The following is a 24660-nucleotide window of genomic DNA, read 5'->3' on the forward strand; positions in this document are numbered from 1 at the left end:
GGAGGGGGCGTACGGAGATGGTTACGCGGTGTGCTCGTCGACGTGCTCGTCGGCGACCGAGAGGGCGGCGTCGAGGGCGGCGAGGCCCTCCTTGGCCTCCGCCTCGGTGATGTTGCAGGCGGGGACGGCGTGGGTGCGGTTCATGTTGATGAAGGGCCACAGGCCGTTCTTCTTGCAGGCCGCGCCGAAGGCCGCCATGGGGGCGTTCGCCTCGCCCGTCGCGTTGTACGGGACGAGCGGCTCGCGCGTCTCCTTGTTCCGGACGAGGTCCAGTGCCCAGAAGGCGCCCAGGCCGCGCACCTCGCCGACGGACGGGTGACGCTCGGCGAGCTCGCGGAGGCCGGGGCCGAGGACGTTCTCGCCGAGGTGGGCGGCCTGCTCGACGACCTTCTCGTCCTCCATGACCTGGATGGTGGCGACGGCGGCGGCGCAGGCGAGCGGGTGGCCCGAGTAGGTGAGGCCGCCGGGGTAGGGCCGCTTGTCGAAGGTCGCGGCGATCTCGGCGGAGATGGCGACGCCGCCGAGGGGCACGTACCCGGAGTTCACGCCCTTGGCGAAGGTCAGCAGGTCGGGCACGACGTCGAAGTGGTCGGCCGCGAACCACGCGCCGGTGCGGCCGAAGCCGGCCATGACCTCGTCGAGGATGAGGACGATCCCGTACCGGTCGCAGATCTCGCGTACGCCGGCGAGGTAGCCGGGCGGCGGGGTCATGATGCCGGCGGTGCCGGGGACGGTCTCCAGGATGATCGCGGCGATGCTGGCCGGCCCCTCGAAGGCGATGGTGTCCTCCAGGTGCTGGAGGGCCCGCTCGCACTCCTGGGCCTCGGTCTCGGCGTAGAACGGCGAGCGGTAGAGGAACGGCGCCCAGAAGCGCACGACGCCGGCGGAGGCGGTGTCGGAGGCCCAGCGGCGCGGGTCGCCGGTGAGGTTGATCGCGGTGGAGGTGGCGCCGTGGTACGAGCGGTAGGCGCTCATGATCTTGGGGCGGCCGGTGTGCAGCCGGGCCATCCGGGCGGCGTTCTCGACGGCCTCGGCGCCGCCGTTGGTGAAGAAGATCTTGTCGAGGTCGCCCGGGGTGCGCTCGGCGATGAGGCGTGCGGCCTCGGAGCGTACGTCGATGGCGAAGGCGGGCGCGAAGGTCGTCATCTTCGCCGCCTGCTCCTGGATCGCGGCGACGACCCTGGGGTGCTGGTAGCCGATGTTGGTGTAGACGAGGCCGCTGGTGAAGTCGAGGTAGCGGTTCCCGTCGTAGTCCCAGAAGTACGCCCCCTCGGCGCCGGCGACGGCGAGCGGGTCGATCAGGCCCTGGGCGGACCAGGAGTGGAACACGTGCGCGCGGTCGGCGGCCTTGACGGCGGCACCGGCCTCGGGATCGGCGAGAGCGGGATGAGGGGTCATGCCGCCCAGGGTAAGGACGCGCTGGTGGGCGCCGGTATGGCCATCTTGTATGCCGGAAGGCGCGGGGGTCGGCAGGGTGTCGGGCGTGGGGCGCGCGAGAGAGGGTCTTGACAGCATTCTGTCGAAGTGACAGCATTCTGTCATCGGCAACGAACGACTGACGACTGAACGACTAACGACCGAACAACTGAACGCACGGGCTCAGGAGGCCACCATGTCCGGCACCACCCCCGCCCCCGGAAAGACCGTTCATCTCGCCGTCTACGACACGCTGGCCGACTGGGAGACCGGACACGCCACGGCCTGGCTCGCGCGCAGCGGGTACGACATCCGCACGGTGGGCCCCACGACCGACCCGGTGACCAGCATCGGCGGGCTGCGCATCACCCCCGACCTGGCCCTGACCGGCCTGCGGCCCGAGGACAGCGCGCTGCTGATCCTCCCGGGCGGCGACCTGTGGGACGCGGGCGACGACCTGGCGCCGTTCGCCGCGAAGGCGCGGGCCTTCCTCGACGCGGGCGTGCCGGTGGCCGCGATATGCGGCGCGACCGCCGGCCTGGCGCGCGAGGGGCTGCTGGACGACCGCGACCACACCAGCGCCGTCTCCTTCTACCTCGCGGCCACCGGCTACAAGGGCGGCGAGCGGTACGTGGAGGCCGACGCCGTCACGGACGGCGACCTGATCACCGCCGGGCCGACGGAGCCGGTCGCCTTCGCCCGCGAAGTGCTCGGGAAGATGGGCGCGTTCGAGGGTACGAAGCTGGACGCCTGGTACCGGCTGTTCCACGACTCCGACCCGGCCGCCTTCGAGGAACTGAGCTCGTGACCCGTCTCGAAAAGGACCTCCAGGAGCTGCTCAGCCGCACGGCGCTCGGTGTCTTCCGGCTGAACGGCCAGTTCCTCGCCGTATCGGAGAAACTGGCCAGGCCGGCCGGGCTCACCGCCGCGTGGTGGCAGGTCCTCGGGGCCGTGCTGTCGGAGCCGCTGCCGGTCTCCGGGATCGCCCGCGCGATGGGCATCACCCGGCAGAGCGTGCAGCGGATCGCGGACCTGCTGGTCCACGAGGGTCTGGCCGAGTACCTGCCCAACCCGGCCCACCGCCGCGCCAAGCTCCTCGCGCCGACACACCTGGGCCGGGTGACGGTCGCCCGCATAGAGCCCGCTCACGCCGAACTGGCGACCCGCCTGGCCGCCGAGTTGGGCGAGGAGGGGTTCGCCGAGACGGCACGGGTGCTGGAGCGGCTGTCGGAGGTGATGGACACCGTCACGGCGTCGCCGATCACTGCGGCCGGCCAGGCTGGTACAGCGCGCCCATGACGTACTCCATGGCCTTCACGTACACGGGGTCGGTCATCCGCCGTGCCATCTCGGCCTCGTCGACGTCCTCCACGTGCGTCTGGATCCACCACAGGTTCCCGAACGGGTCGCGGACCCTGCCGACCCTGTCGCCGAAGAACAGGTGCGTCACCTCGGTGACGGACGTGCCGCCCGCCTCGACCGCCCGCCGGTGCGTGGCGTCCGCGTCCTCGACGTACAGGCGCAGGAACGCGGGCGTCGCGGGCCAGCCGGGCGGGCTGTCGAACGCCATCAGCCGGGCGTCGCCGATCCGCAACTCGGCGTGCCCGATGGTGCCGTCCTCCATGACGAACCGGCCCAGATCCTCGGCACCGAACGCCCCCTCCAGATAGTCGATCAGACCAGCGGTGTCATGCGTGATGATCCAGGGCGTGACGGTGGTGTACCCCTCGGGAACAGCCTGTACGGACATGGTTGGTCTCCTCACGTACGACGTCGCCTCCGCCAACGACCGTAGGAGGCCAATAGGTCAATGCCTGTCCGCATAAACCCGTCGGGTAGTGTTGCCGTCTTCAGCAGGAGACCCACCGAGGAGGTGAGACCCATCAACGCCAGGTCAGGCCGGGCTCTCCCCTCCCACGGCTCGTAGGACACGGACACAGGTCATCGAGTCACGCGGGAGCGCTCACAGGCGTCCCGAAAGGCTTCCGCTTCCCATGTCCGCAACACCGGTTCCTCTCTCCTTCTCCACCACCGTCACCAGGCTGCGCGCCGCCGGCTGCGTATTCGCCGAGGACGAGGCGGAGTTGCTTCTGTCCACCGCCCGCACGGACGACGAACTCGACGCGATGGTCGCCCGTCGCGCCGCCGGACACCCGCTCGAACACGTCCTGGGCTGGGCCGAGTTCCGCGGCCTGCGCATCACCGTCGACGAGGGCGTCTTCGTGCCGCGCCGCCGCACCGAGTTCCTCGTCGCCCAGGCCGAGTCCCTCGCCCCTCCCGGGGCGGTGGTCGTCGACCTGTGCTGCGGCACGGGCGCGCTGGGCGCCGCCCTGGTCTCCGCCCTGGACGGCGCCGAGTTGTACGCGGCCGACATCGACCCGGCGGCCGTACGGTGCGCCCGGCGGAACGTCACGGCAGCAGGGGGGCGGGTGTTCGAGGGCGACCTGTACCAGCCGCTGCCGGGCGAGCTGCGGGGCCGCGTCGACGTCCTGCTCGCCAACGTTCCCTACGTACCGACCGAGGAGGTGGAGCTGCTGCCCGCCGAGGCCCGCGTCCACGAGGCCCGCGTCGCGCTGGACGGCGGCGCGGACGGGCTGGACGTGCTGCGCCGGGTGACCGCCGAGGCGGCGGCGTGGCTCAGGCCGGGCGGCAGCCTGCTCTTCGAGACCAGCGAGCGCCAGGCGCCCACCGCCACGGCCGTCGTCGCCGCCGACGGCCTCACCCCGCGCGTGGTGACCTGCGAGGACCTGTACGCCACGGTCGTCATAGGCACCCGGGAGTAGGCAGGCCGTCGGCGGCGACCAGCGTGCTGTGGAGCAGCACGGGGTGCACGAGCCGCTCGGCGGTACGTCGCCGAGCGCGGGCACCGGCACGTAACTCACGGTGCCGTGGCACGCGTTGAACGGCATCCGCCTGTCCCGACACCGTCCACATCCGTGGCTCCAAGAACCCCGGCGGCCCCTCGGCCCGGCCGAGGTTCCTCGGCCGGGCCGACCAGCCAGGTCACCGTTCCGGGCCGCCCTCCCTTCCGAGAGTCGCGGGCTCCGGCACCCTGTCAAGGGCGCTTCGCGTCGGCTTCGCCGATGGGCTTCGCCCACCCTTGACAGGCCGCCTCCACCCGCGCGTTTTCTCTCGGAGGGCGGCCCCGGGGAGCAGGCACCCGGAGGGCGCACCGTCCCCCTTCCGTGGTGGCCGGGAGGCGGCTGCCGGAGGGGCGCGGCAGTGGAATGGGGCGGTGGCTGGTGGGCAAAGCGGCTGCGGCCCGTCCTCCGGCTGAGGCACAAGACCTCGCTCCGGTGGGTGGTGGGTGCGCCCGAGTGGCATGGGGCATCCGGGCTCGGCTCGGCGACTGCGGGCGGATGAGTGGTCGGGGTTCAGGCAGGTGGCTAGGGTGGGTGGGTGTTGGGCCGTGGTGTCGCCCCGCCCGGCCGAGGTACGCGGGGGCGTCGGGCGCCTGGACGGTGAAGCTCCCGGCACGGCCCGGCCTCCGGCTCGGGCCTGGGCTTACGGTCTCCCGGGCAGTCGGGTACGGCTGGGTCGGTCCGGCCGCCGACACTGGCGCCGGGTCCGCTGCTCCCCTGCGCGGGGCGCGCGAAGTCCGGGAAGGGGCGGGCCCCTTCGGACTCTCCAGTCACAGCCGTGTCGCATGGCCGGAGTTGTGGGCGGGATCGGACACCCAGAGCCCGCACACCACGGCGAGAAGGTGTCCCACACCGCACACAACTCCCCTATCCCGGTGCTGGTGTGACCAAGGAGACGGATGGGACCGTTCCGTGTGGCAGGTGGAGCCGGTGAGGTGCCCGGAAGCAGGCACGGGCGGCACAGGACCGGACCGGGCCCGCGAGCCGACAAGCCGGGCAGCCAGTGGCCGGCCGCCCTGCCGCACCCACGCCTTCACCTGGCCGGACGGGCAACACCCAGGCCCAGCCACCACTCCACCGCAGCCACCCGCCCGAACCCCAACCACCCACCCGCACCCGCAGCCGCCGAGCCGACCCCGGACGCCCCACTCCACTGGGGCGCACCCACCACCCACCGAAGCGAGGTCCTGCACCGCAACCCAGAGACGGCCGCCAGCCGCCAAGCCAAGCCGCCACCGCCCCATTCCACTGCCGCGTCCCCTCCGGCGCCCGCCTCCCGGCCACGAACGGCACCGGCAAAGGGCGGCCCCTCCCGGGCCCATCCCCCCGGGCCGCCCTCCGAGTGGGAAAAGGCGGGCGGAGGCGGCCGGTCAAGGGTGGAGCGCAGCGACATCGCGAAGCGACGCGACCGAAGGGAGCGCCCTTGACGGGGCGCCGGAGCCCGCCACACTCGGAGAGAGGGCGGCCCACACGCCCACCATGAACAGCGCGCCCACCTCCGGGGCACGGCCGAGTAGGGTTGATCGTAGGAATCACCCGAAAGGGGGCGACATGTCCGCGATCAGGCAGAGCGTCGAGATCTCGCGTCGTCCCGAGGACGTCTTCTCCTACATGACCGACCCCTCCCACCTGCCCGAATGGCAGGAGAGTGCCGTATCGGCCACCCCGGTAGGGGACGCCCCCGTGGGCGTGGGCTCGCGGGTCAGGGTGACTCGGCAGATCGGTCGCCGGCAGATGCCGATGACCATGGAGATGCGCGAGTACGACCCTCCGCGAAGCTTCCGGATGGACGGTATCGACGGCCCCGTCCGGGGTCATGTGCACGGGACGGTCGAGCCGATCGGCGACGGCGAGCGGTCGCGCGTGACGCTGGACCTGGACTTCGAGACGCACGGGATCGGGAAGGTGATCGTGCCGCTCGTCGTCCGCCCGCAGGTCAAGAAGGAGCTGCCGAGGAACGAGCAGCACCTCAAGGACCTGCTCGAACGGCGCGCGTAGGCGAAAAGCGGGGCCCGGAATCCGGGTCCCGCATCCTGTTGCTGGTCGGAGTGCTACTGGTCGGGTCCCGCCCAGTCGAAGGTGATGTGCTTGCTGGACTGGCCCTCGCGGCTCCACTGGAATCCGTACGCGTCCGCCCGGTCCGCCGTCGAGCGGCCCCAGGTCGCGACCTGGCCCGGTCCCGTCTCGGAACCCGGGAGGTTTGTGCTCTGCACGCGTGCGCCCTCCGGGGTCGTCGGGCCGGTGAGCGCCTCGGCGCGGGCCTCGATGCGCCCGGGGATGACGGCGCTCCAGGAGCCCAGGTCGTCGTCGATCGCGAACTCGATGGGGGCGAATTCCATGCCCCGCATTTCCATGTTGGCGATCCTGACGAACTCGGCGGGCCAGCTGCCGGCCTGGCCGCCGAAGATCATCTGTATGGCGTCGCGCTGCCCGGCGTCGGCTCGCTCGTCGATGAAGATCGCGGCGTACGCGTCGGAGTGCTCGGCCGCCCAGACGTTGCCGACGAAGGAGCCGAGCATCAGCACGTTGAGGTCGTCGAGGACGACGTCTCCGTAGCTGCCCTCACGTATGTGCCAGGCCAGGACTCCGTCGCAGTCGCCGAACGTGGGCGTCTGCGCGAAGGTGCACGGGCACGGGACGTTGCACTTGCAGGTGTCGAACCAGTCTCCCTTGATGTGCCATCGGGGAATGGTCTTCGGTGTCTGATCCGTATCGGTCATATTCGGACCTCCTCCACCTCACCTTCCATGCTGCACCCGTCACCGATCGCCGGACCAGGGCCGGCGTGCTGTCCTGGAAGGGGAGGAGCGCCGTGAACCACTCCCGGACGACCAGCACGACCGCGTATCACCGCCGGATGACCACCGAGCCCCCGTTGCGGCCGGGCAACCTGCTTCCGCCCCGGGTGCTCGTGACCGCCTGGTCCCTGCTCGTGCTGATCGCCGTCCTCGCGTGGGTGCTGACCGTCGGGCAGGCCCGGCACATGGGCATCGAGCCGGGGACCATGGGGATGGGCGTCCCGCTGTTCCTGCTGCTGTGGCTGGCGATGATGGCCGCGATGATGCTGCCGTCGGTCGCTCCGGTGGCGATCACCTGGGCGCGGAGCATCGGCCGGGACTCGGCGGGCGTGGCGCGGGCGGCCCGGACGGCCGGGTTCGTCGGGGGCTACCTGCTGGTCTGGACGGCCTTCGGGCTCCTCGCGTACGCGGCCCTGGCCGCGACCGGAGACCTCGTCCACGCGCACCCCGACGCGGGGCGGTGGATCGGCTTCACGGCGTTCCTGCTGGCCGGGCTCCAGCAGCTCGGGCCGCTGAAGAACGTCTGCCTCCGGCACTGCCGCAGTCCGATGAGCCAGCTGATGCGTTACGCGCAGTTCCGGCCGTGGGCCCGGGATTTCCGGGTGGGGGCACACCACGGGCTGTACTGCGTCGGCTGCTGCTGGGGGCTGATGGTCGTCCTCGTCCCACTCGGGGTCATGAACGTCGCGGCGATGGCCGGGCTGGCGGCGGTGATCTTCACCGAGAAGCTGTGGCGGCTGGGGCCGGTGTTCTCGACGGCGGTCGGGCTCGCCTTCCTGGTGCTGGCCGGTCTCGCGCCGTCCCAGGGCTGGCTGCTGCCGGGCCTGGAGCCGTCCGACGCGCCGATGCCCATGCACTGACGGGTGCGGGGCCGGTCTCGCTCCGGCCCCGCACCTCGCGTGCGTCAGCGCTGCCCGGGCAGCCTGATCGTCCGTACGAGCGGCATGTCCGCGTACAGCTGGGGCTCCGCCGTCAGCATCGGCCGGCCGTCCGGCCAGTCCGGCGTCGGGCGTGACAGGTGGATCGCGTGGCCCAGCCGCCACTCCACCCCGTCCCGGATGAGCGCGCCCACGGCGCACACGCCCGCGAAGTCCAGCTCCACGATCTCGGCGGCGGGCAGCGCGCCCACGTGCTCGGCCAGGCCCTTGCGGACGCCGTCGGCGGCGGTGAGGCACATGGCGGGGACGTAGACGTGCCGAGTGGGACCGCGCTGGGTGTTGGCGATGAACTGGGACGCCAGGGAGTTGCCCGAGCCCAGCGCCAGCAGCGCGGACTCGTCGTACACGACTGCGGTGGACCGGCTCACAGGCTGTCCACAGGCCGCCCGGCCTCCAGTTCCTGCCAGACCTGCTCGGCGCGGTCGTGGTCTCGTGCGTCAGCGTGACGCCGAAGTGCGTCTCGCAGTACGCCTTGGTCTCCTCGTACCGCTTCCGGAACTCTTCCTTGGTGGGCGTCGCCCCGGCCAGCTCGGCGATCAGGTCCTGGGTTGACCCGTCCGCCGATCGGCGGCCGGGAGCTTTCAGCAGCCGGCGCGCACCACGCGGGGGCATTTCGTTCGGGTGCCGTGAATCCAGCGCCACGCGAAGCGAACACCGCAATCAACAACGGTTAGCCATACGGTCATTCGAAAGCCGGGAGCCTGAACGCCGGTCTCCGGTGCGACCTGCGGATATACCGAGGAAAGGGGTGGCCACCCGCCGGTGGCCACCCCTCTGTCATATGCCGAATTCACCCGCGGGAGTGAGCCGTTTCAGCAGCTCAGGTTCGAGCCCGTCGGGACGCCCAGGATCTGGGTGAAGCGCTGGTAGTTGGTGATACGGCTCTGGACCTGGGCGGGGTTCTTGCCGTCGCACTCCAGGGCGCCGTTGATGGAGCGGATCGTCTGGCCGAAGCCGGCGCCGTTGACCATGGCGTTGTGGGGGGTCATCGTGCCGGGGCCGTTCTGGGTGTTCCAGTACCAGAGCCCGGTCTTCCAGGCGACCGCAGGCTCGCGCTCGACGCGGTAGGGGTTGTTCAGGAGGTCGATGCCCAGGGCGTCGCCCGCCGCCTTGTAGTTGAAGTTCCAGCTGAGCTGGATCGGGCCGCGGCCGTAGTACGCGGCCTGGCCGGCCGGGCAGCCGTAGGGCTGGCTGCGGTCGCAGTAGTGGGGGTAGTTGGCGGTGTTCTGCTCCACGATGTGGACCAGGCCGCCCGTCTCGTGGCTGACGTTGGCGAGGAAGGCGGCGGCCTCCTGCTTCCTGACCGTGTCGCCGCCGGTGTTGGCGAAGGCGGGGTACGCGCTGAGCGCGGCGGTCAGGCCGCTGTAGGTGTAGAAGGAGTTCCGGTTCGGGAACATCTGGTGGAACTGGGCCTCGCTCACCACGAAGCCGGAGGGGGACGGGTTCGGCGTACCGCCACCGCCACCGCACGCGCCCTGGTCGGACCAGACGTCGGCGGAGCCGGGGCGTTCGTTCTGGGTCCACCACTTCGCCAGCCAGTTGCGGCTGTTGTACGAGGCGGTCTTGCCGCCCGTGTAGACGGTGGCGGAACTCCACGGCGCCGCGCACTCGGCGGCCGACGCGGTGGAGGCGGGGAGGAAGACGGCCAGGCCGACGGCCGTGGCGAGAGCGGCGAACAGGGTCAACAGGCGTCGCAGCATGGGCGGGCCCTTCCGTGGGGGGATTGGCCCATACGGAAGCGCGAATGGTCTGTACCTGTCAAGGTCTGGACCAGGGCCTGTGACGGTTGAACATTTGGCGAACTCCTGCTCGTACGGCGCCAGTTCGAGTCGATGCGTACCTACCGTGAAGCGTGTGGAGTGGCTGAATCCCGAGAATGTCATCGCCGTCGCCACGGCCCTGCTCGGCGTCCTCGTCTCGGCCGCCATGCTCTGGTACGAGCGCCGCGTCCCGCCCCGCCGTAAGCGCATCGGTTACCGCGTCCAGCTCGACACCCCCATCGGCAGCGACCCCCGCAACGGCGGCCGGGCCAACGTACGGCTCGGGCTGTTCAACGAGACGCCCGACATGTCCGACGCCACGCTCGTGCTGCTCCGCGTCGAGAACGACGGCGCCCAGTCCATCGCCGGGGACGACTACACCGCGCGCGGCTCCCACGGCCTCACCGTGGAGTTCACCGACCGGACCGTACGGGCCATCGCGGTCACCCAGTCCCCCGGCGCCGACCACCTCATGGAGCACTTCACGGCCGCCGCCGGTCTCCAGCACCGTGACGGCACCATCCACCTGCCCCGCGTCCCCCTCAACCGTGGCGAGCACTTCAAGCTCCTCGTGCTGCTGACCGGCGCCGGCGTCGGCAGCCCGGTCACCGTCACCGGCGGCATCCGGGACGGCAAGGTACGGCCCAACCGCGCCGCGACCCCCGACGAGAAGCCCCCGCTCTTCAGCCGGGCCGCCCGCACGGTCACCGTGGTCCTCACCGCCTGCGTCATCACGCTCGCCGCGATCATCGTGCGCGAGGAGCCCCCGCCGCCCATGGGCTGCGCCACGGGCACCCTGACCGTCACCGGCTCCACGGCCTTCGCGCCCGTCGTACGGGAGCTGGCGGCGAAGTACGAGAAGGACTGCCCCGGCGCGACCGTGCACGTCGACGCGCACGGCAGCACGGCGGGGATACGTGAGCTCGCGGACCGGGGCGCGAAGAGCAAGGACGGATCCCCGGCCGTCATCGCCCTGTCCGACGGCCCCAAGCCCGGCGGCTACCCGCAGCTGCGTGAGAGCCGCGTCGCCGTCTCCCTCTTCACCCTCGTCGTCAACGACAGCGTGACCGTCGACAACCTCGCCCTCAAGGACATCAGGCGTCTCTACAGCGGCGGCGTCACCAACTGGACCCAGCTCGACGGCCCCGACCTGCCCGTCCTCCTCGTCAGCCGGGACGCCAACTCCGGTACGCGGGAGGTCTTCCAGCGCCGCGTCCTCGGCCGCAACGAGCCCGGCCCGTCGTCCCGCGACTGCGCGACGAAGGACGACCGCGAGTCTCCCGTCCTGCGGTGCGAGCTGGACAGCACGGAACAGGTCCTGGCGACCGTGGCCCGGCTGACCGGGGCGATCGGATACAGCGAGGTGCGCTCGGGGAGGGACCTCGGCGGGCTGCACCGGCTCGCCATCGACGGGCGCAGTCCGGATGTCGACCAGATCCGCAGGAGCGGCTACCCGTACCGGGAGATCGAGTACGCGTACACCTACGGTCAGCCGCCCGCCGACTCGCTCACCTCCTCCTTCCTCACCTACCTCAGCCGGGGCAGCGGCCAGGACGTCATCCGTACGCACGGACACCTGCCCTGCGCGACGCCGGAGGGGCTGCGGGTCTGCGGTGAGGGATGACCCGCCTCGGGACTCTGGCATGCTCTGTTCACGTGGAGCCTCTGAGTGGTGAAGACCCCGTCCAGATCGGCCCGTTCCGCCTCCTCGGCAGGCTCGGGTCCGGCGGCATGGGCCGCGTCTACCTGGCCCGGTCGGCCGGTGGCCGGACCGTCGCGGTCAAGGTCGTGCACGCCGAACTCGCCGCCCAGGACGAGTTCCGGCGCCGCTTCGCCCGTGAGGTGGCCGCGCTGGAGAAGGTCGGCGGCGCCGGCACCACGCCCGTGCTGGGCGCGGACACCGCCGCCGAGGCGCCCTGGGTGGCCATCGGGTACGTCGCCGGACCGTCCCTGCGCACCGTGGTCGGGGACGAGTACGGGCCGCTGCCCCCGGCGTCCGTGCGGTCGCTGGCCGTCGGGCTGGCCCGCGCCCTGGAGCACATCCACGCCGCCGGGCTGGTCCACCGGGACCTGAAACCCGGGAACGTCCTGCTCACCGTCGACGGGCCCCGCATCATCGACTTCGGCATCGCCCGCGCCGTCGACACGGTCACCGACGGCGGGCTGACCAGCACCGGCGCGGTCGTCGGGTCGCCGGGCTTCATGTCGCCCGAGCAGGTGCGGGGCGAGCGGCTCAGCCCCGCGTCGGACATCTTCTGCCTCGGCTCGGTCCTGGCGTACGCGGCGACCGGCCGCCCGCCGTTCGGCACCGCCGACAGCGGCGTCCACGCCATGATGTTCCGCATCGCCCACGACGAGCCCGACCTCACCGGGCTGCCCGCCGAGCTGGACGGCCTCGTCCGCTCCTGCCTCGCCAAGGACCCGGCCGCCCGCCCCACCGCCGCCCACCTGGCCGCGCACGTCGAGGCCACCGAGCCGTGGCTCCCCGCCGGGCTGCTCGCCCAGCTCGGGCGGCTGGCCGCCCGGCTCCTGGACGAGGACGGCGAGCCCACCCCCGTACCGCACAAGCCCCGCAGGAGCCGGCGCCCGCTCCTCATCGGCGCCGCCACCGTCACCGCCCTCGCCGTCGCGGGCGGCCTCGCCTTCACCTTCTGGCCCCGCACGCACAACGCCCCCATGGGCGGGTTCAGGGTGGAAAGCCTCATCCCCGTCGCCTTCCACGGCGCCTGGGAAGGTGTCGTCAAGGGCACCCAGGAAGCCCCGTACGAAACCGCCCGCATCGAGATCGTCCCCGGCGTGCCGGGCGAGAAGACGGGGACGTACGTCCAGGTGACCGGCGAGCGGCTGTGCATGGGCCGCTCGAAGCTCGTCTCGGCGGACGAGAACAAGGTGGTGTTCGGCGAGAGCGACGTGACGACGAGCGTGCCCGCCAAGGAGTGCACCCCGGCCGCGCACCAGACGCTCACCCTCACCTCCCCCGACGTACTCCAGTGGAGGTCAGGCGCGGTGACGGCCACGTTCCGGAAGGTGAAGGCGGCGCCGGAGGTCGTGCCGCCGAAGATGGTCGGCACCTGGGAGCAGGTCCCGCACGCGGAGATCCCGGAGGCGGAACGCGACCTCTACACCTCCGAGATCACCATCAGCCAGGGCCCGATCGGCGCGCAGCTCGTCCACTTCCAGGACAGCCACCCGAAGACGGACGAGGAGACCGGCGAACTGACCGGCGGCTCGCTGAACTGCGCGAGCACCTCGGTCGTCGGCGGCGCGGGCGGCCTGGTGGTCATCGGCCCGCCGACCCTGGACTCCGGCGCCGACCCGGAGTGCCGGGACTACCTGCTGGGCTCGTCGCAGAACCTGCGCATCCAGCGCGCCGAGGGCAAGGACGTGCTGCTGGTGTACGGCATGAGCGCGGACGGGGAGCCCGGCGAGTACGTGAAGAAGTACTGACCGGGCTCCCCGTCGTCCACGCGCCTACAGGAACGAGTTGATCTCGATCGTCTCGGTGCGGCCGGGGCCGACACCGATCGCCGAGATCGGCGCGCCCGACATCTCCTCAAGCGCCTTCACGTACGCCTGCGCGTTCTTCGGCAGGTCGGAGAAGGTCTTGGCCTTGGAGATGTCCTCGGACCAGCCCGGCAGGTACTCGTACACCGGCTTCGCGTGGTGGAAGTCGGTCTGCGAGTACGGCAGCTCCTCGACGCGCTTGCCGTCGATCTCGTACGCGACACAGACCGGGATCTGCTCCCAGCCGGTGAGCACGTCCAGCTTGGTGAGGAAGAAGTCGGTCAGGCCGTTGACGCGGGTGGCGTACCGGGCGATGACCGCGTCGAACCAGCCGCAGCGGCGGTCGCGGCCGGTGGTGACGCCCCGCTCGCCGCCGATGCGGCGCAGCGCCTCGCCGTCCTCGTCGAACAGCTCGGTCGGGAACGGGCCGGCGCCGACACGCGTGGTGTACGCCTTGAGGATGCCGATGACCCGGCTGATCTTCGTGGGGCCCACGCCCGCGCCGGTGCAGGCACCGCCGGAGGTCGGGTTGGAGGAGGTCACGAAGGGGTACGTGCCGTGGTCGACGTCCAGGAGGGTGCCCTGGCCGCCCTCGAAGAGGACGACCTTGCCCTCGTCGATGGCGTTGTTGAGGATCAGCGTCGTGTCGGCGACGAACGGCTTGATCTGCTCCGCGTACTGGAGCATCTCCTCGACGATCCGGCCCGGCTCGATGGCGCGGCGGTTGAAGACCTTGGCGAGGAGCTGGTTCTTCTGCTCCAGCGCCGCCTCGACCTTCTGCGTCAGGATCGACTCGTCGTAGAGGTCCTGGACGCGGATGCCGACGCGGTTGATCTTGTCGGCGTACGTCGGGCCGATGCCGCGCCCGGTCGTACCGATCTTGCGCTTGCCGAGGAAGCGTTCCGTCACCTTGTCGAGGGTGACGTTGTACGGAGTGATCAGGTGAGCGTTACCGCTGATCAGCAGCTTCGACGTGTCGACGCCGCGCTCGTTCAGCCCGCTCAGCTCGGAGAGCAGGACCGCCGGGTCGACGACGACACCGTTTCCGATCACCGGGGTGCACCCCGGCGAGAGGATTCCGGAAGGGAGAAGGTGCAGCGCGTACTTCTGGTCGCCTACGACAACCGTGTGGCCGGCGTTGTTGCCGCCCTGGTAGCGCACCACATAATCAACGGATCCACCGAGGAGGTCGGTGGCCTTTCCCTTGCCCTCGTCACCCCACTGAGCACCGAGCAGCACAAGTGCGGGCACAGGCGTACACCCCTTCCGGGCGGGGCATGTCCAAGGCGCGGGGAGTACATACGTCGTACGACGGTGTACGACACAACCTGAGCCGTCGGACCGGGTGCCCCGGAATAGACGAAGCCCCTGGCGCAATAGCGCAAGGGGCTCTTGCACAAAGATGCTACCCGAGGAAGGACCGAGGTGTCGGCTCCCGACCAGCTGCTGGTCGTCATCGACGCGGTCGCGCGCCGGAACGACGGTGAATCCGTACGGATCGCGAAGGACGTCCTGTGCGCCGGGGCGAGCGCGAAGATTTGCCTGCCGGACACTCCGGCGGAGTTCGCCCGGGCGCTTTCCCGGCGGGGTTCGCGCCGGCCGGTGGTGATCGGGGACGACCGGGCGCTGCTGCGGGCGGTGGGGCTGTTGCACCGGGAGCGGGAGCTGGCGGACGGGGCGCTGTCGCTGGTTCCGGTGGGGCCGCGCGGCGCGGTGGAGCTGGCCGGGGCGCTGGGCGTGCCGCTGGGCGCGGTGGCCGCCGCGCGGGCGGTGCTGGACGGGGCGGCGCGGCGGCTGGACCTGCTGGTCGACGACAGCGACGGCGTGGTGGTACGGGGGCTGCGGGTCCCCGAGGGGCCTTCGGGGCTGTCGGTGGTCGAGCCCGGCTCGGTGTGGGACACCTGCCGGTCACTCGTGCGGACGCTGGTCCGCCCGGCGCCCTCGGTTCCGGCGATACGTACGGCACGGCCGCACCGGCTGCGCGTGGAGGCCGACGGGCGGGTCCTGTGCGACCTGAACGACCCGGTGGAGGGCGTGACGGTGCTCTCCCGGGGCGGGGTCGCCGAGGTCGTCGTACGCCCCCGGGCGGCGGAACCGGTACGGGCGGAGGCGACCGCCGTCACCATCTCGGGCGCCTCGTTCCGCTACCGGGCGGACGCGCTGGTGACGGGGCCGGTGTGGACGCGTACGTGGACGGTGCGCCCGGCGGCCTGGTCGCTGACGCTGCCGGCGGGATGAGGCTGCCGGCGGGCTGACGCTGCTGGCGGGCTGAGGGCCTAACACGGCGTCCAGTGGGCCCGTGGTGAGGGGGGCCGGCGGCTCGTCGTCGTCATCGTCCGGGTCGGACGGGAACATCAGCCACGCACTCGCGCTGATCAGGCCCATGGAGGTCAGTCCCAGGGCGAACTTCAGCAGCCGCATCCCGCCCACCCACTCGTGCGGGGACCCGAACACGACCCAGAAGCCGAGGGCGATTCCGGCGAGCAGGACGATCACCGCGGCTATCCGGCGCAAGGCAACAGGCATCCGTCGATGATCTCATTTCTCAGGCCTCCACCAGCAGACTTTCCAGCCCCCGGATCACGAAGTTCGGCTTGCGCTCCGGCTCCTTCACGAGCCGGAGCGCGGGCGCCCGCTCCAGCAGCGCCTCCATCGACGCGGCCAGCTCGATACGGGCCAGCGGGGCGCCGATGCAGTAGTGGATGCCCGCGCTGAAGGAGATGTGCGGGTTGTCCCGGCGGGACAGGTCCAGCGTGTCGGGGCGGTCGAAGGCGTCCGCGTCGCGGTTGGCCGAGCCGAAGAGCAGGGCGATCTCCGAGCCGCGTGGAACGGTGGTGCCGTCGATCTCGATGTCGTCCAGCACCCAGCGCTCGAACATCTGCAGCGGGGTGTCGTAGCGGAGCAGCTCCTCCACAGCTGTGGACACCTCGACCCGCCCGGCTCGCAGGGCGGCGAGCTGCTCCGGGTGGCGGAAGAGGGTCCACCAGCCGCCGACCGTGGAGTTCACCGTCGCCTCGTGGCCCGCGTTCAGCAGCAGGACACAGGTGGAGATCATCTCCTGCTCGCTGAGCCGGTCGCCCTCCTCGTATGCGCCGATCAGCGCGCTGATCAGGTCCTCGCCCGGGGATCCGCGCCGCTCGGCGATCAGCTCCCGGAGGTACGCGGAGAACTCCAGCGACGCCCTGACCGCACGGGCGGCCGTCTCCTCGTCCGGGTTCAGCTCGTACATCCCGCAGATGTCCGCCGACCACGGCCGCAGCGGCGCCCGGTCGGACTCCGGGATGCCGAGCATCTCCGCGATGACGGCGACCGGCAGCGGCTCGGCGACGGCCGTCAGCAGGTCGCCCCCGCCCTCCGCGACCAGCGAGTCGACCAGCTCGCCCGCCAGCCGGTGGACGTACGGCTTCAGCCTCTCGACCGTACGCGGCGTGAACGCCTTCGACACCAGGCGCCGGATGCGGGTGTGGTCCGGCGGCTCCAGGTCCAGCATCCCGTGGTCGTTCAGTACGCGGAACGGCTCGTGCGCGGCGGGGGGCGGCGTACGGCCGAACTCCTCGTGCGTGAACCGGTGCCGGTACGTCCGCCCCAGCCGCCGGTCACGCAGCAGCGCGGACACGTCGGCGTGGCGCGGGACGAGGAACTGCCGGGCCGGCTCGAACCAGTGCACCCGGCCCCGCGCACGCAGCTCGGCGTACGCGGGGTACGGATCGGCGACGAACGCGGGCGACCACGGGTCGAAGTCCATGCGCCCGACCTTATGCGGGGCTCAGCCGGGAGTCACCAGCCTCGCCTCGTACGCGAACACCGCCGCCTGCGTACGGTCGCGGAGGCCGAGCTTCACCAGGATGCGGCTCACATGCGTCTTGATCGTGGACTCGGCGACCACCAGGTGGGACGCGATCTCGCCGTTCGACAGGCCCTGGGCGATCAGCACCAGCACCTCCGTCTCCCGCTCCGTCAGGTCGCCCACCTGGGCCAGGGCCGGCGGGCGGGACGCTTCGGCGGTCTTGGCGAACTCCGTGATCAGGCGCTTGGTGACCGTCGGCGCCAGCAGCGCCTCGCCGCCGGCCACCACCCGTACCCCGTCCGCGAGCTGCCGCGCGGAGGCGTCCTTCAGCAGGAAGCCCGACGCCCCGGCGCGCAGCGCCTGGTACACGTACTCGTCCAGGTCGAACGTCGTCAGGACCAGCACCTTCGCGTCGCCGTCCGCGGCGACGATCTCGCGGGTGGCGTCGATGCCGTTCATCTCCGGCATGCGGATGTCCATCAGGACCACGTCCGGGCGCAGCACCTCGACCTGCCGGACGGCCTCCCGGCCGTTGACGGCCTCGCCGACGACCTCGATGTCGGGCATCGCGTTCAGGAGGACCGAGAAGCCCTCCCGGACCATCATCTGGTCGTCGACGATCAGTACGCGGATGGTCATGCCGACTCCTGCCGCTGCGCGGGGATGAAGGCCGCGACCTCGTAGCCGCCGTCCCCGGTGGCCTCCGCCGTCATCTCGCCGTTCAGCATCGCCACCCGCTCCCGCATGCCCGTGATGCCGTGCCCGGCACCGGGGGACGGCTTCACCAGGCCGCGCGCCGGGCCGTTCACCACCCTGAGGCCCAGGCCGCCGAGCACGTACGACACCTCCACCTTCGCCGCCGCGCCCGGGGCGTGCCGCAGCACGTTGCTGAGCGCCTCCTGCACGATCCGGTACGCCGACAGCTCCACGCCCTGCGGCAGCTCACGCGCCGCGCCGGTGACCGTGGCGTCCACGCTCAGGCCCGCCTCCCGGACGTTGGCGATCAGCGCGTCCAGGTCGGCGAGCGTCGGCTGGGGCGCGTCGGGCGCCTCGTAGTCCTCGGCCCGTACGACACCGAGGATGCGGCGCAGCTCGGTCAGCGCGGCGACCGCGTTCTCGCGGATCGTGGCGAAGGCCTGCTCCAGCTCGGGCGGCGGGTTCTCCACCCGGTAGGGGGCGGCCTCCGCCTGGATGGCGACGACCGACATGTGGTGGGCCACCACGTCGTGCAGCTCGCGGGCGATGGTGGTGCGCTCCTCCAGCAGCGTGCGCCTGGACCGCTCCTGCGCGGTGACCGTCTGCTGGGCGGTGACCTCCTCCTTCGCCTCGCGGCGGGTGTGGAGGACGGTGACGACGAGCAGGGCCATGGCCGAGACGACCAGCATGGGCCCGGTGCTCGAGCCGTACCCCCGGCTGATGAAGGTGTCGGCGAACAGCCCGTACAGCGCGGTGAGGACCCACATCCAGACGGCCGTCCGCGGCCGGGTCCTGGCCGCCACCACGGTCAGCACCACCAGGTGCGCCACCATGTAGTCGGGCGACCAGGGCCAGTCCTCCCAGGTGCCGCCGATCAACACCACGAACGGTGTCGCCAGCATCGACAGCCAGAAGGCGGCGACCGGCCGGACGAGCGTGAGCAGGACCGCGGCGGCCGGGACGACGCCGTACACGAGGTGGCTCACGTCGTGCGCGAGGGCCAGCACCATCAGGGCCGCTCCGGCCACCAGGGCGTGTGGCGTCCAGGCCGCGTACTGGCGTATCCGGCCCGGGAGACGCCTGGTCACCGGGCCGTCGGTGCGCATGGGCGGCAGCAGCCGGTAGGCGAGGACGTCATGGAACAGCTCGCGGCGCAGCCCTTGGAGCAGGCCCTGCGCCAGCCGGTACTCCGGGCTGCGGGTCTTGGTGTCGGTCACGTCAGCAACGGTAAGCAAGGGCGGGGACGCGGTCGTCACCTTGAATGCGGATCCTTCCGCGTCCCCCTCAGGTACTACGGCGGGGTAGTAGGGCGCTGATCAGGCGCGGAACGCGTCCGCGTGATCCCGGGCCCACTGGGCGAACGTCCGGGCCGGGCGCGCTGTGACCTTCTCCACGGTGTCGAGGACCGTACGCCCCTCCAGCGGAGTGTCCCGGTACACCTCCACCAGGAAGTCGATCACGTCCTGCGGCCGGCCCTCCGCCCGCCACCGCTCGACCGCCTCCGCCTCGGACAGCTCCACCAGCCGTATCTCCCGGCCCCGGGCCGCCGCGATCGCGTCGACCTTGTCCTGGAGCGTGAGCACCTCGGGACCCGTGATCAGGTACTCCTGCCCGGCGTGCCCGTCCTCGGTGAGCGCCACCGCCGCGACGGCGCCGATGTCCCCCTCGTGCACCATGGCGCTGAGCCGGCCGGTGAAGGGCTCGCACACCTCGTCCTTCGTACGGATGCCCTCCGCCCACTCCAGGGCGTTGCCCATGAACTCCACCGGCATGAGCACCGTCCATGGCAGGCCGCTCCCACGCACCGCGTCCTCCAGCGGGGTGGGGCCGCCGCCGTTGAGGACGGTGACGCGCCGTACGCCGGCCTCGCGGGCCAGCCCCATGATGTGCGGGCCGGTCTCCAGCGGGGCGAAGTACGCGCCGCCAAAGGTGATCAGGTGCAGGCCGGTGGCCCCGTCCAGGGCGGCGGTGAGGGTGTCGGGGTCCGTGAGGTCGCCGCGTACGACCTCGACGCCGTCCGGGAAGTCCGCCGTGGCCGGGTCACGGGTCAGGGCGCGGACGGGCTGCCCGAGGCGCAGCAGTTCGGCGACCACCTGGCGGCCGACGGTTCCGGTTGCTCCGGTCACGAGGTTCGTGTGGTTCGTGTGGTTCGTGTGGTTCGTCATGCCGCTGACGCTACGCACCCTCGCGGTCAGCTCCTGTCCTCAACGGCTCGACTCACCAGGCCAGTTGGGCGATCTCCTCCGCGACCACCGCGCACGCGTCCGCCGCCGGGTCGATCAGCGGGAAGTGCCCGACACCGTCCAGCAGCGTCAGCCCGACCATCTCGCCAGCCTTCGCCGCCGCGTCCACATACGCCTCGGCGACGGCCTGCGGTACGACGGTGTCCTCGCGGCCCTGGACCACCGCCGTGGCGATCCCGGTCGGGAGCAGCGCGGCGGGGTCGGCGTACCCGGCGCGCAGCTCGGAGCCGGCGCCCTCGCCGAGCAGTTGCGTCACCGCGCCCCCGCACACGTCCAGCTCCACCGCCCGCTCGAAGTGCGCGATGGGCGCCAGGGCGACGACCCCGCGCAGTGGGGGCGGGGCGTCCAGCCACCACCGCGCGTCGACGGGCAGGACATGCCGGGCGGCGGCCCACAGCGCCAGGTGTCCGCCCGCCGAGTGGCCGGTGACGACCGTACGGCGCGGGTCGGCCTGCGGCAGGTGGGCGCGTACGAGACCGGGCAGCGCGTCCAGCGCGGCGGCCACGTCGTCGAACGTCTCCGGCCACCGCCCGGCGACCGGACCGCCGCCGCCCTGCGCGGGGATGTCCCTGCCCCGCCGGTACTCGACGTTGGCCACGGCGAAGCCGCGCCGGGCCAGATAGTCCACGAAGGGGGTGATGTGCCGCCGGTCGTAGGGCGCCCGCCACGCCCCGCCGTGCAGCACGACGACGAGCGGTGCGCGGTCGCCCCCGCGCGCCTCGCGAGGGGCGTAGAAGTCCACGACCTGGTCCGGGTGCGCACCGTACGAAGCGGTGGAGTCCGGGTCGACGGCCGGATGCGACAGGGCCGATGCTTCCTCGGCGGCGTCGCGCGCGGCGGGGTCGGGCATGGTGCTCAACCTTTCGGTGACGGGGCCGAATTGGCCTGACCTGCGGGGACGGTACCAGGACTGGCGCCCCCGCAGATCAGGCCGAACATCAGCCCGTACGCCCCGAAAGGACGTCCGCGAACACGTCCCCGAGAACGCGTGCCGCGCGCTCCGCGTCCGCGAAGGAGACGTACAGCGGCGTGAAGCCGAACCGCAGCACGTCGGGGCGGCGCAGGTCGCCGACCACACCCCGGGCGATCAGCTCCTTCATCACGGCGGGTGCGTCCGGGCAGCTCAGTGCGACCTGGCTGCCGCGCTCGTCGTGCGCCTCGGGCGTGACGGACGTGACCCGGCCGTCCGGGACGTAAGCCCGTACGCACTCCAGGAAGAAGTCCATCAGGGCCAGCGCCTTCTCCCGTACCGCCTCGATGGGTACCCCGTCCCACACGTCCAGCGCCGCCTCCAGCGCCAGCATGGACAGGATGTCGGGCGTGCCGACGCGGCCGCGCACCACGCCCTCCGCCGCCGCGTAGCCGGGCGTCATCGCGAAGGGGTCGGCGTGCGAGTTCCAGCCGGGCAGTGGGGAGTCGAAGCGCGGCTGGTGCCGCTGCGCGACGTACAGATAGGCGGGCGCACCGGGACCGCCGTTGAGGTACTTGTACGTGCAGCCGACGGCCAGGTCCACGCCGTGCGCGTCCAGCCCGACCGGCAGGGCGCCCGCGCTGTGGCACAGGTCCCACACGGCGAGTGCGCCCGCCGCGTGGACGGCCGCCGTGATGCCCGGCAGGTCGTGCAGCCGGCCCGTGCGGAAGTCGACGTGGTTGACGAGCGCGACGGCCGTACGCGGGCCGACCGCGTCCGCCACATCCCGGGGCGCCACGGCCACCAGGCGCCTGCCGGTCAGGCGGGCGGCCGACTCGGCGATGTACCCGTCCGTGGGAAACGTCGTGGCGTCCACGACGATCTCGTCCCGCGTCTCGTCGGTCAGCCGTACGGCGCCCACCAGCGCCTTGAAGACGTTGACGCTCGTCGAGTCGCCGACCACCACCTGGCCGGGCGCCGCGCCGACGAGCGGCGCGATCCGGTCACCGATCCGCTCCGGCGCGGTCCACCAGCCGCTCTCCTCCCAGGAGCGGATGCGCAGCTCGCCCCACTGGCGACCGATGACGTCGGCCATGCGGTCCGGTACGTGGCGGGGAAGCGCGCCGAGCGAGTTGCCGTCGAGGTACACGACACCGTCGTCGAGCGCGAACAGCTCGCGGTGCTTGGCGAGTCGGTCGTGGGCGTCGAGCGCCGCCGCCTTCGCTGTCAGGTCAGACATGGCTGCGCGCCGTCCACACCTCGGGGAACACGTTCTTGCGGGCCCGCTTCTCCAGCCAGGCCACCCCGGCCGAACCGGCCGTGCCCGTCTTGGAGCCCATCGCGCGCCGCGTCGCCACCAGGTGGTCGTTGCGCCATCGCCACACCAGCTCGCCGACGTCCGTCAACGCCTCGCCGAGCCGGATCAGCTCACTGTGCTGGTCCGGGTCGGCGTAGATCCGGGCCCAGATGTCCTCGACCGCCTGCGACGGCTCGTACTTCTGCGACAGGTCGCGCTTCAGGACACTGTCCGGCACCGGCAGCCCGCGCCGCGCGAGGAGCCGCAGCACCTCGTCGTACAGGCTCGGCTCGTGCAGCGCCTTTTCCAGCTCCGCGTGGACGCGCGGCGCGCCCCGGTGCGGCACCAGCATCGACGCGGACTTCTCGCCCAGCAAAAACTCCAGCCGCCGGTACATCGCCGACTGGAAGCCCGAGCCCTCGCCCAGGGCGCCCCGGTAGGAGTTGAACTGGGCGGGCGTGAGCCGGGCGAGCGGCTTCCAGGAGGCGTTCAGCGCCTCCAGCTCGCGTACGGAGCGCTCCAGCGCGTCCATCGCCACCGGGATCCGGTCCTCGCGCAGGGCGCGGCTCGCGGTCTCCCACTCGTGGACGATCACGGTGAACCACAGCTCCATGACCTGGGTCGTGACCAGGAAGACCATCTCTCCCGGATCGTCCGAGAGCGGGTGCTGGAGGTGGGTGAGGACATCCGCCTGGACATAGTCCTCGTACGGCGTCGTGCCTATGTACTCCAGGTTCGGGGTGTCCGAACCGGGCGCGGAGGCATCGGGGGGAGTAGACATCGCTGTCTCCATCAATGCGTGCTACCGGGTAGCGGTCTGCCTCGCCTTTTTCCGGGCGCTCGGTTCGCCTCCGGGGCGCCTGTTGCGTGCGTCGACGGTCGACCGTGCTCGGGCCGCTCGTACCTCGCGACCCTCCGCGCGTTCTCCCTTTCGACGCCCGCGCGCCCCTTTGGCTCACTCGCGATGCGACCCGGCAGGTGGAGCCCCGGTCCCCTCGGGACCGCGGTTCTGTTCCGGGTCCCAGTCGCATCATGACACGAGCGGCCCTTCGATGTACCGGCCGGCGGGGCCGTACGGCCAGGCGTTGGACACGCAGCCGTTCAAGCCTTTGATCTGCTGCATCATCACGGGCGCGGGCTTGCCCGGGCCGCCGCAGCCCATGTGCCGGCGGATGCCGATCTCGTGCCCGACCTCATGGTTGATGATCAGGTGCCGGTACTCCGCCGGGGTACCCGTGAACGTCGGCGAGCCCAGCATCCAGCGCTTGAGGTTCACCACGACACCGTCGGCCGTCTCGCAGTTCAACTCGCCGCCCGTGTCGAGCCCCTGGGCGCCGCAGAGCGCGTCGGCGGTCTTCGGCGTGGCGATCCGGATGACGAAGTCGGCGTCCTCGGCGACCAGCTGGAACGAGCCCCGGCCGTGGGCGGCCCAACCCTGCGGGTGGGCGAGGATCCGCTCGATCTCCTCCGCCGCCTGCACGGCCGACAGGGCGATGCCGTCCTCGACCTGGACGCGGTAGCGGCGCAACGTGCCCGTGTCGACCTTGGCGCCGGTGGACCGGGCGGTGGTGAAGGTCCCGGGACCGGACGACGGGACCGTCGCGGGGGTGTCGGGTGCGTCCCGCCGGGGCGGGGCGCTGCGGTCGGCGCGCGGGGAGGCGTCCCGGCCGGTGACCGGCTGCTCCGCCGGGGGCGCGGGCGGGCCGGCGGCGTTGCCGGGGCCGGCCGCCGGCGGGGTGGCGTCGCCCCGCCAGTGGGCGAGGGCGGCACCACCGCCCAGGCAGACGCCGACCAGGGTGAGGGACAGCAGGACTATCCGGCCCACCGGGCTGCGGCCGGCTCTTCCGCGTCGCGTGCTCCGACGGCGACGACGCCCTCGCGATGCGGCGGCACGCTTGCCCACAACAGATCTCCGTTCCGACGGTGGGCGCGAGCGTACCGGTCACCAAGATCAAAAACTGCGGCCCGCCTCACTCCGGCCGGAAGGAACCAGTCCGGGCAGGCGGGCCTCAGCAGGGTGAGAACCCCAGGTCAGCCGAGGGTGTCCGCGGCCAGGGGCGACGATTCACGGAGGAACGTCGAGCACCGCTCGTACTCCTCCTGCTCACCGATCGCCTGCGCGGCGCGCGCCAGGGCGTTCAGCGCCCGGAGGAAGCCGCGGTTCGGCTCGTGCTCCCACGGCACCGGGCCGTGGCCCTTCCAGCCGCTGCGGCGCAGGGCGTCCAGGCCCCGGTGGTAGCCGGTCCTGGCGTACGCGTACGACTCGACGGCCCGGCCGGCCTCGAACGCGTCGTCGGCGAGCTGGGCCCAGGCCAGGGAGGAGGCGGGGTACTTCGCGGCGACGTCCGCCGGCGCGGCGCCGCTCGCGAGCAGCTCGCGCGGCTCCGGGTCGTCGGGCAGGTGAGTGGGGGGAGGTCCCCCCAGCAGGTTTTCGTGGATACCCATGCCCC

The 24660-nt window shown here is 71.9% G+C and carries 23 protein-coding genes; 8 read left to right on the forward strand and 15 right to left on the reverse strand.

Features of this window, described 5'->3' with window-relative positions:
• Nucleotides 1-21: 21 nt before the first annotated feature.
• Entirely contained in the window at nt 22-1398 is a 1377-nt protein-coding gene (locus BKD26_RS15150; protein WP_084898342.1) for an aspartate aminotransferase family protein, read from the reverse strand.
• 214 nt (nt 1399-1612) lie between these two features.
• Here BKD26_RS15150 and BKD26_RS40245 point away from each other — a divergent pair, with 214 nt between their 5' ends.
• Nucleotides 1613-2224 carry a type 1 glutamine amidotransferase family protein gene (locus BKD26_RS40245; protein WP_179166548.1) on the forward strand — a complete coding sequence of 204 codons (612 nt, stop codon included), beginning with the start codon at nt 1613-1615 and terminating at the stop codon, nt 2222-2224.
• The gene (locus tag BKD26_RS40250; protein WP_179166549.1) at nt 2221-2715 is read left to right on the forward strand and encodes a MarR family transcriptional regulator; all 495 of its coding nucleotides are present in this window, start codon (nt 2221-2223) and stop codon (nt 2713-2715) included. Before BKD26_RS40245 ends, BKD26_RS40250 begins: the two co-directional genes overlap by 4 nt.
• On the opposite strand, the gene BKD26_RS15160 is transcribed toward BKD26_RS40250, so the two are convergent.
• The gene (locus BKD26_RS15160; RefSeq protein WP_084898343.1) at nt 2678-3166 is read right to left on the reverse strand and encodes a VOC family protein; all 489 of its coding nucleotides are present in this window, start codon (nt 3164-3166) and stop codon (nt 2678-2680) included. The genes BKD26_RS40250 and BKD26_RS15160 overlap by 38 nt on opposite strands.
• 244 nt (nt 3167-3410) lie before the next feature.
• Here BKD26_RS15160 and BKD26_RS15165 point away from each other — a divergent pair, with 244 nt between their 5' ends.
• Complete coding sequence (locus BKD26_RS15165; RefSeq protein ID WP_084898344.1) at nt 3411-4199, forward strand: putative protein N(5)-glutamine methyltransferase; 789 nt, start codon at nt 3411-3413, stop codon at nt 4197-4199.
• 1629 nt (nt 4200-5828) lie between these two features.
• Nucleotides 5829-6275 (forward strand): SRPBCC family protein, encoded by a 447-nt coding sequence (locus BKD26_RS15170; protein WP_073756833.1) that lies wholly within the window; start codon nt 5829-5831, stop codon nt 6273-6275.
• A gap of 53 nt (nt 6276-6328) precedes the next feature.
• Here BKD26_RS15170 and BKD26_RS15175 read toward each other — a convergent pair whose 3' ends face one another.
• Nucleotides 6329-6997, reverse strand: a complete 669-nt coding sequence (locus BKD26_RS15175) for a DUF1326 domain-containing protein (protein WP_084898345.1) — start codon at nt 6995-6997, stop codon at nt 6329-6331.
• Nucleotides 6998-7134: 137 nt separating this feature from the next.
• Here BKD26_RS15175 and BKD26_RS15180 point away from each other — a divergent pair, with 137 nt between their 5' ends.
• A complete protein-coding gene (locus tag BKD26_RS15180; protein ID WP_084898512.1) occupies nt 7135-7935 on the forward strand; it encodes a DUF2182 domain-containing protein in 801 nt (266 codons plus the stop codon).
• A 44-nt stretch (nt 7936-7979) separates the two neighbouring features.
• On the opposite strand, the gene BKD26_RS15185 is transcribed toward BKD26_RS15180, so the two are convergent.
• Both BKD26_RS15185 and BKD26_RS15190 read right to left on the reverse strand, forming a co-directional pair.
• Nucleotides 7980-8381, reverse strand: coding sequence for a hypothetical protein (locus BKD26_RS15185; protein WP_084898346.1), 402 nt, complete (start codon nt 8379-8381; stop codon nt 7980-7982).
• 444 nt (nt 8382-8825) lie between these two features.
• The gene (locus BKD26_RS15190) at nt 8826-9713 is read right to left on the reverse strand and encodes a glycoside hydrolase family 19 protein (RefSeq protein WP_084898347.1); all 888 of its coding nucleotides are present in this window, start codon (nt 9711-9713) and stop codon (nt 8826-8828) included.
• 154 nt (nt 9714-9867) lie between these two features.
• On the opposite strand from BKD26_RS15190, the gene BKD26_RS15195 reads away from it, so the two are divergent.
• Entirely contained in the window at nt 9868-11397 is a 1530-nt protein-coding gene (locus tag BKD26_RS15195) for a substrate-binding domain-containing protein (RefSeq protein WP_084898348.1), read from the forward strand.
• A gap of 32 nt (nt 11398-11429) precedes the next feature.
• The gene (locus BKD26_RS15200) at nt 11430-13220 is read left to right on the forward strand and encodes a serine/threonine-protein kinase (RefSeq protein ID WP_084898349.1); all 1791 of its coding nucleotides are present in this window, start codon (nt 11430-11432) and stop codon (nt 13218-13220) included.
• A 24-nt stretch (nt 13221-13244) separates the two neighbouring features.
• On the opposite strand, the gene BKD26_RS15205 is transcribed toward BKD26_RS15200, so the two are convergent.
• Nucleotides 13245-14528: an adenylosuccinate synthase gene (locus tag BKD26_RS15205; protein WP_073756830.1), complete on the reverse strand. Its 1284-nt coding sequence runs from the start codon at nt 14526-14528 to the stop codon at nt 13245-13247.
• 174 nt (nt 14529-14702) lie between these two features.
• Between BKD26_RS15205 and BKD26_RS15210 the strand changes: the two genes are divergently transcribed.
• Entirely contained in the window at nt 14703-15515 is an 813-nt protein-coding gene (locus BKD26_RS15210; protein WP_084898350.1) for a diacylglycerol kinase, read from the forward strand.
• 307 nt (nt 15516-15822) lie between these two features.
• Here BKD26_RS15210 and BKD26_RS15215 read toward each other — a convergent pair whose 3' ends face one another.
• The 9 genes from BKD26_RS15215 to BKD26_RS15255 all read right to left on the reverse strand — a co-directional run bounded on the left by BKD26_RS15215 (nt 15823) and on the right by BKD26_RS15255 (nt 24655).
• Nucleotides 15823-17022, reverse strand: coding sequence for a cytochrome P450 (locus BKD26_RS15215; RefSeq protein WP_084898351.1), 1200 nt, complete (start codon nt 17020-17022; stop codon nt 15823-15825).
• Nucleotides 17023-17043: 21 nt separating this feature from the next.
• Complete coding sequence (locus BKD26_RS15220; RefSeq protein WP_084898352.1) at nt 17044-17703, reverse strand: response regulator transcription factor; 660 nt, start codon at nt 17701-17703, stop codon at nt 17044-17046.
• The gene (locus BKD26_RS15225; protein WP_084898353.1) at nt 17700-18977 is read right to left on the reverse strand and encodes a histidine kinase; all 1278 of its coding nucleotides are present in this window, start codon (nt 18975-18977) and stop codon (nt 17700-17702) included. Before BKD26_RS15225 ends, BKD26_RS15220 begins: the two co-directional genes overlap by 4 nt.
• Nucleotides 18978-19076: 99 nt before the next feature.
• The gene (locus BKD26_RS15230) at nt 19077-19925 is read right to left on the reverse strand and encodes an NAD(P)H-binding protein (RefSeq protein ID WP_084898354.1); all 849 of its coding nucleotides are present in this window, start codon (nt 19923-19925) and stop codon (nt 19077-19079) included.
• A 52-nt stretch (nt 19926-19977) separates the two neighbouring features.
• Complete coding sequence (locus BKD26_RS15235; RefSeq protein WP_084898355.1) at nt 19978-20853, reverse strand: alpha/beta hydrolase; 876 nt, start codon at nt 20851-20853, stop codon at nt 19978-19980.
• Between the two features lie 88 nt (nt 20854-20941).
• Complete coding sequence (gene kynU, locus BKD26_RS15240; protein WP_084898356.1) at nt 20942-22153, reverse strand: kynureninase; 1212 nt, start codon at nt 22151-22153, stop codon at nt 20942-20944.
• Complete coding sequence (locus BKD26_RS15245; RefSeq protein WP_084898357.1) at nt 22146-22991, reverse strand: tryptophan 2,3-dioxygenase family protein; 846 nt, start codon at nt 22989-22991, stop codon at nt 22146-22148. Before BKD26_RS15245 ends, kynU begins: the two co-directional genes overlap by 8 nt.
• 249 nt (nt 22992-23240) lie before the next feature.
• On the reverse strand, nt 23241-24035 hold the full coding sequence (locus BKD26_RS15250) for a DUF3152 domain-containing protein (protein ID WP_347104880.1): 795 nt from the start codon (nt 24033-24035) through the stop codon (nt 23241-23243).
• A gap of 206 nt (nt 24036-24241) precedes the next feature.
• Nucleotides 24242-24655 (reverse strand): DUF3151 domain-containing protein, encoded by a 414-nt coding sequence (locus BKD26_RS15255; RefSeq protein WP_073756819.1) that lies wholly within the window; start codon nt 24653-24655, stop codon nt 24242-24244.
• Nucleotides 24656-24660: the final 5 nt, after the last annotated feature.

Origin of the sequence: Streptomyces sp. CB03238 (genome assembly GCF_002099185.1) — a bacterium.
Taxonomy (GTDB): domain Bacteria; phylum Actinomycetota; class Actinomycetes; order Streptomycetales; family Streptomycetaceae; genus Streptomyces.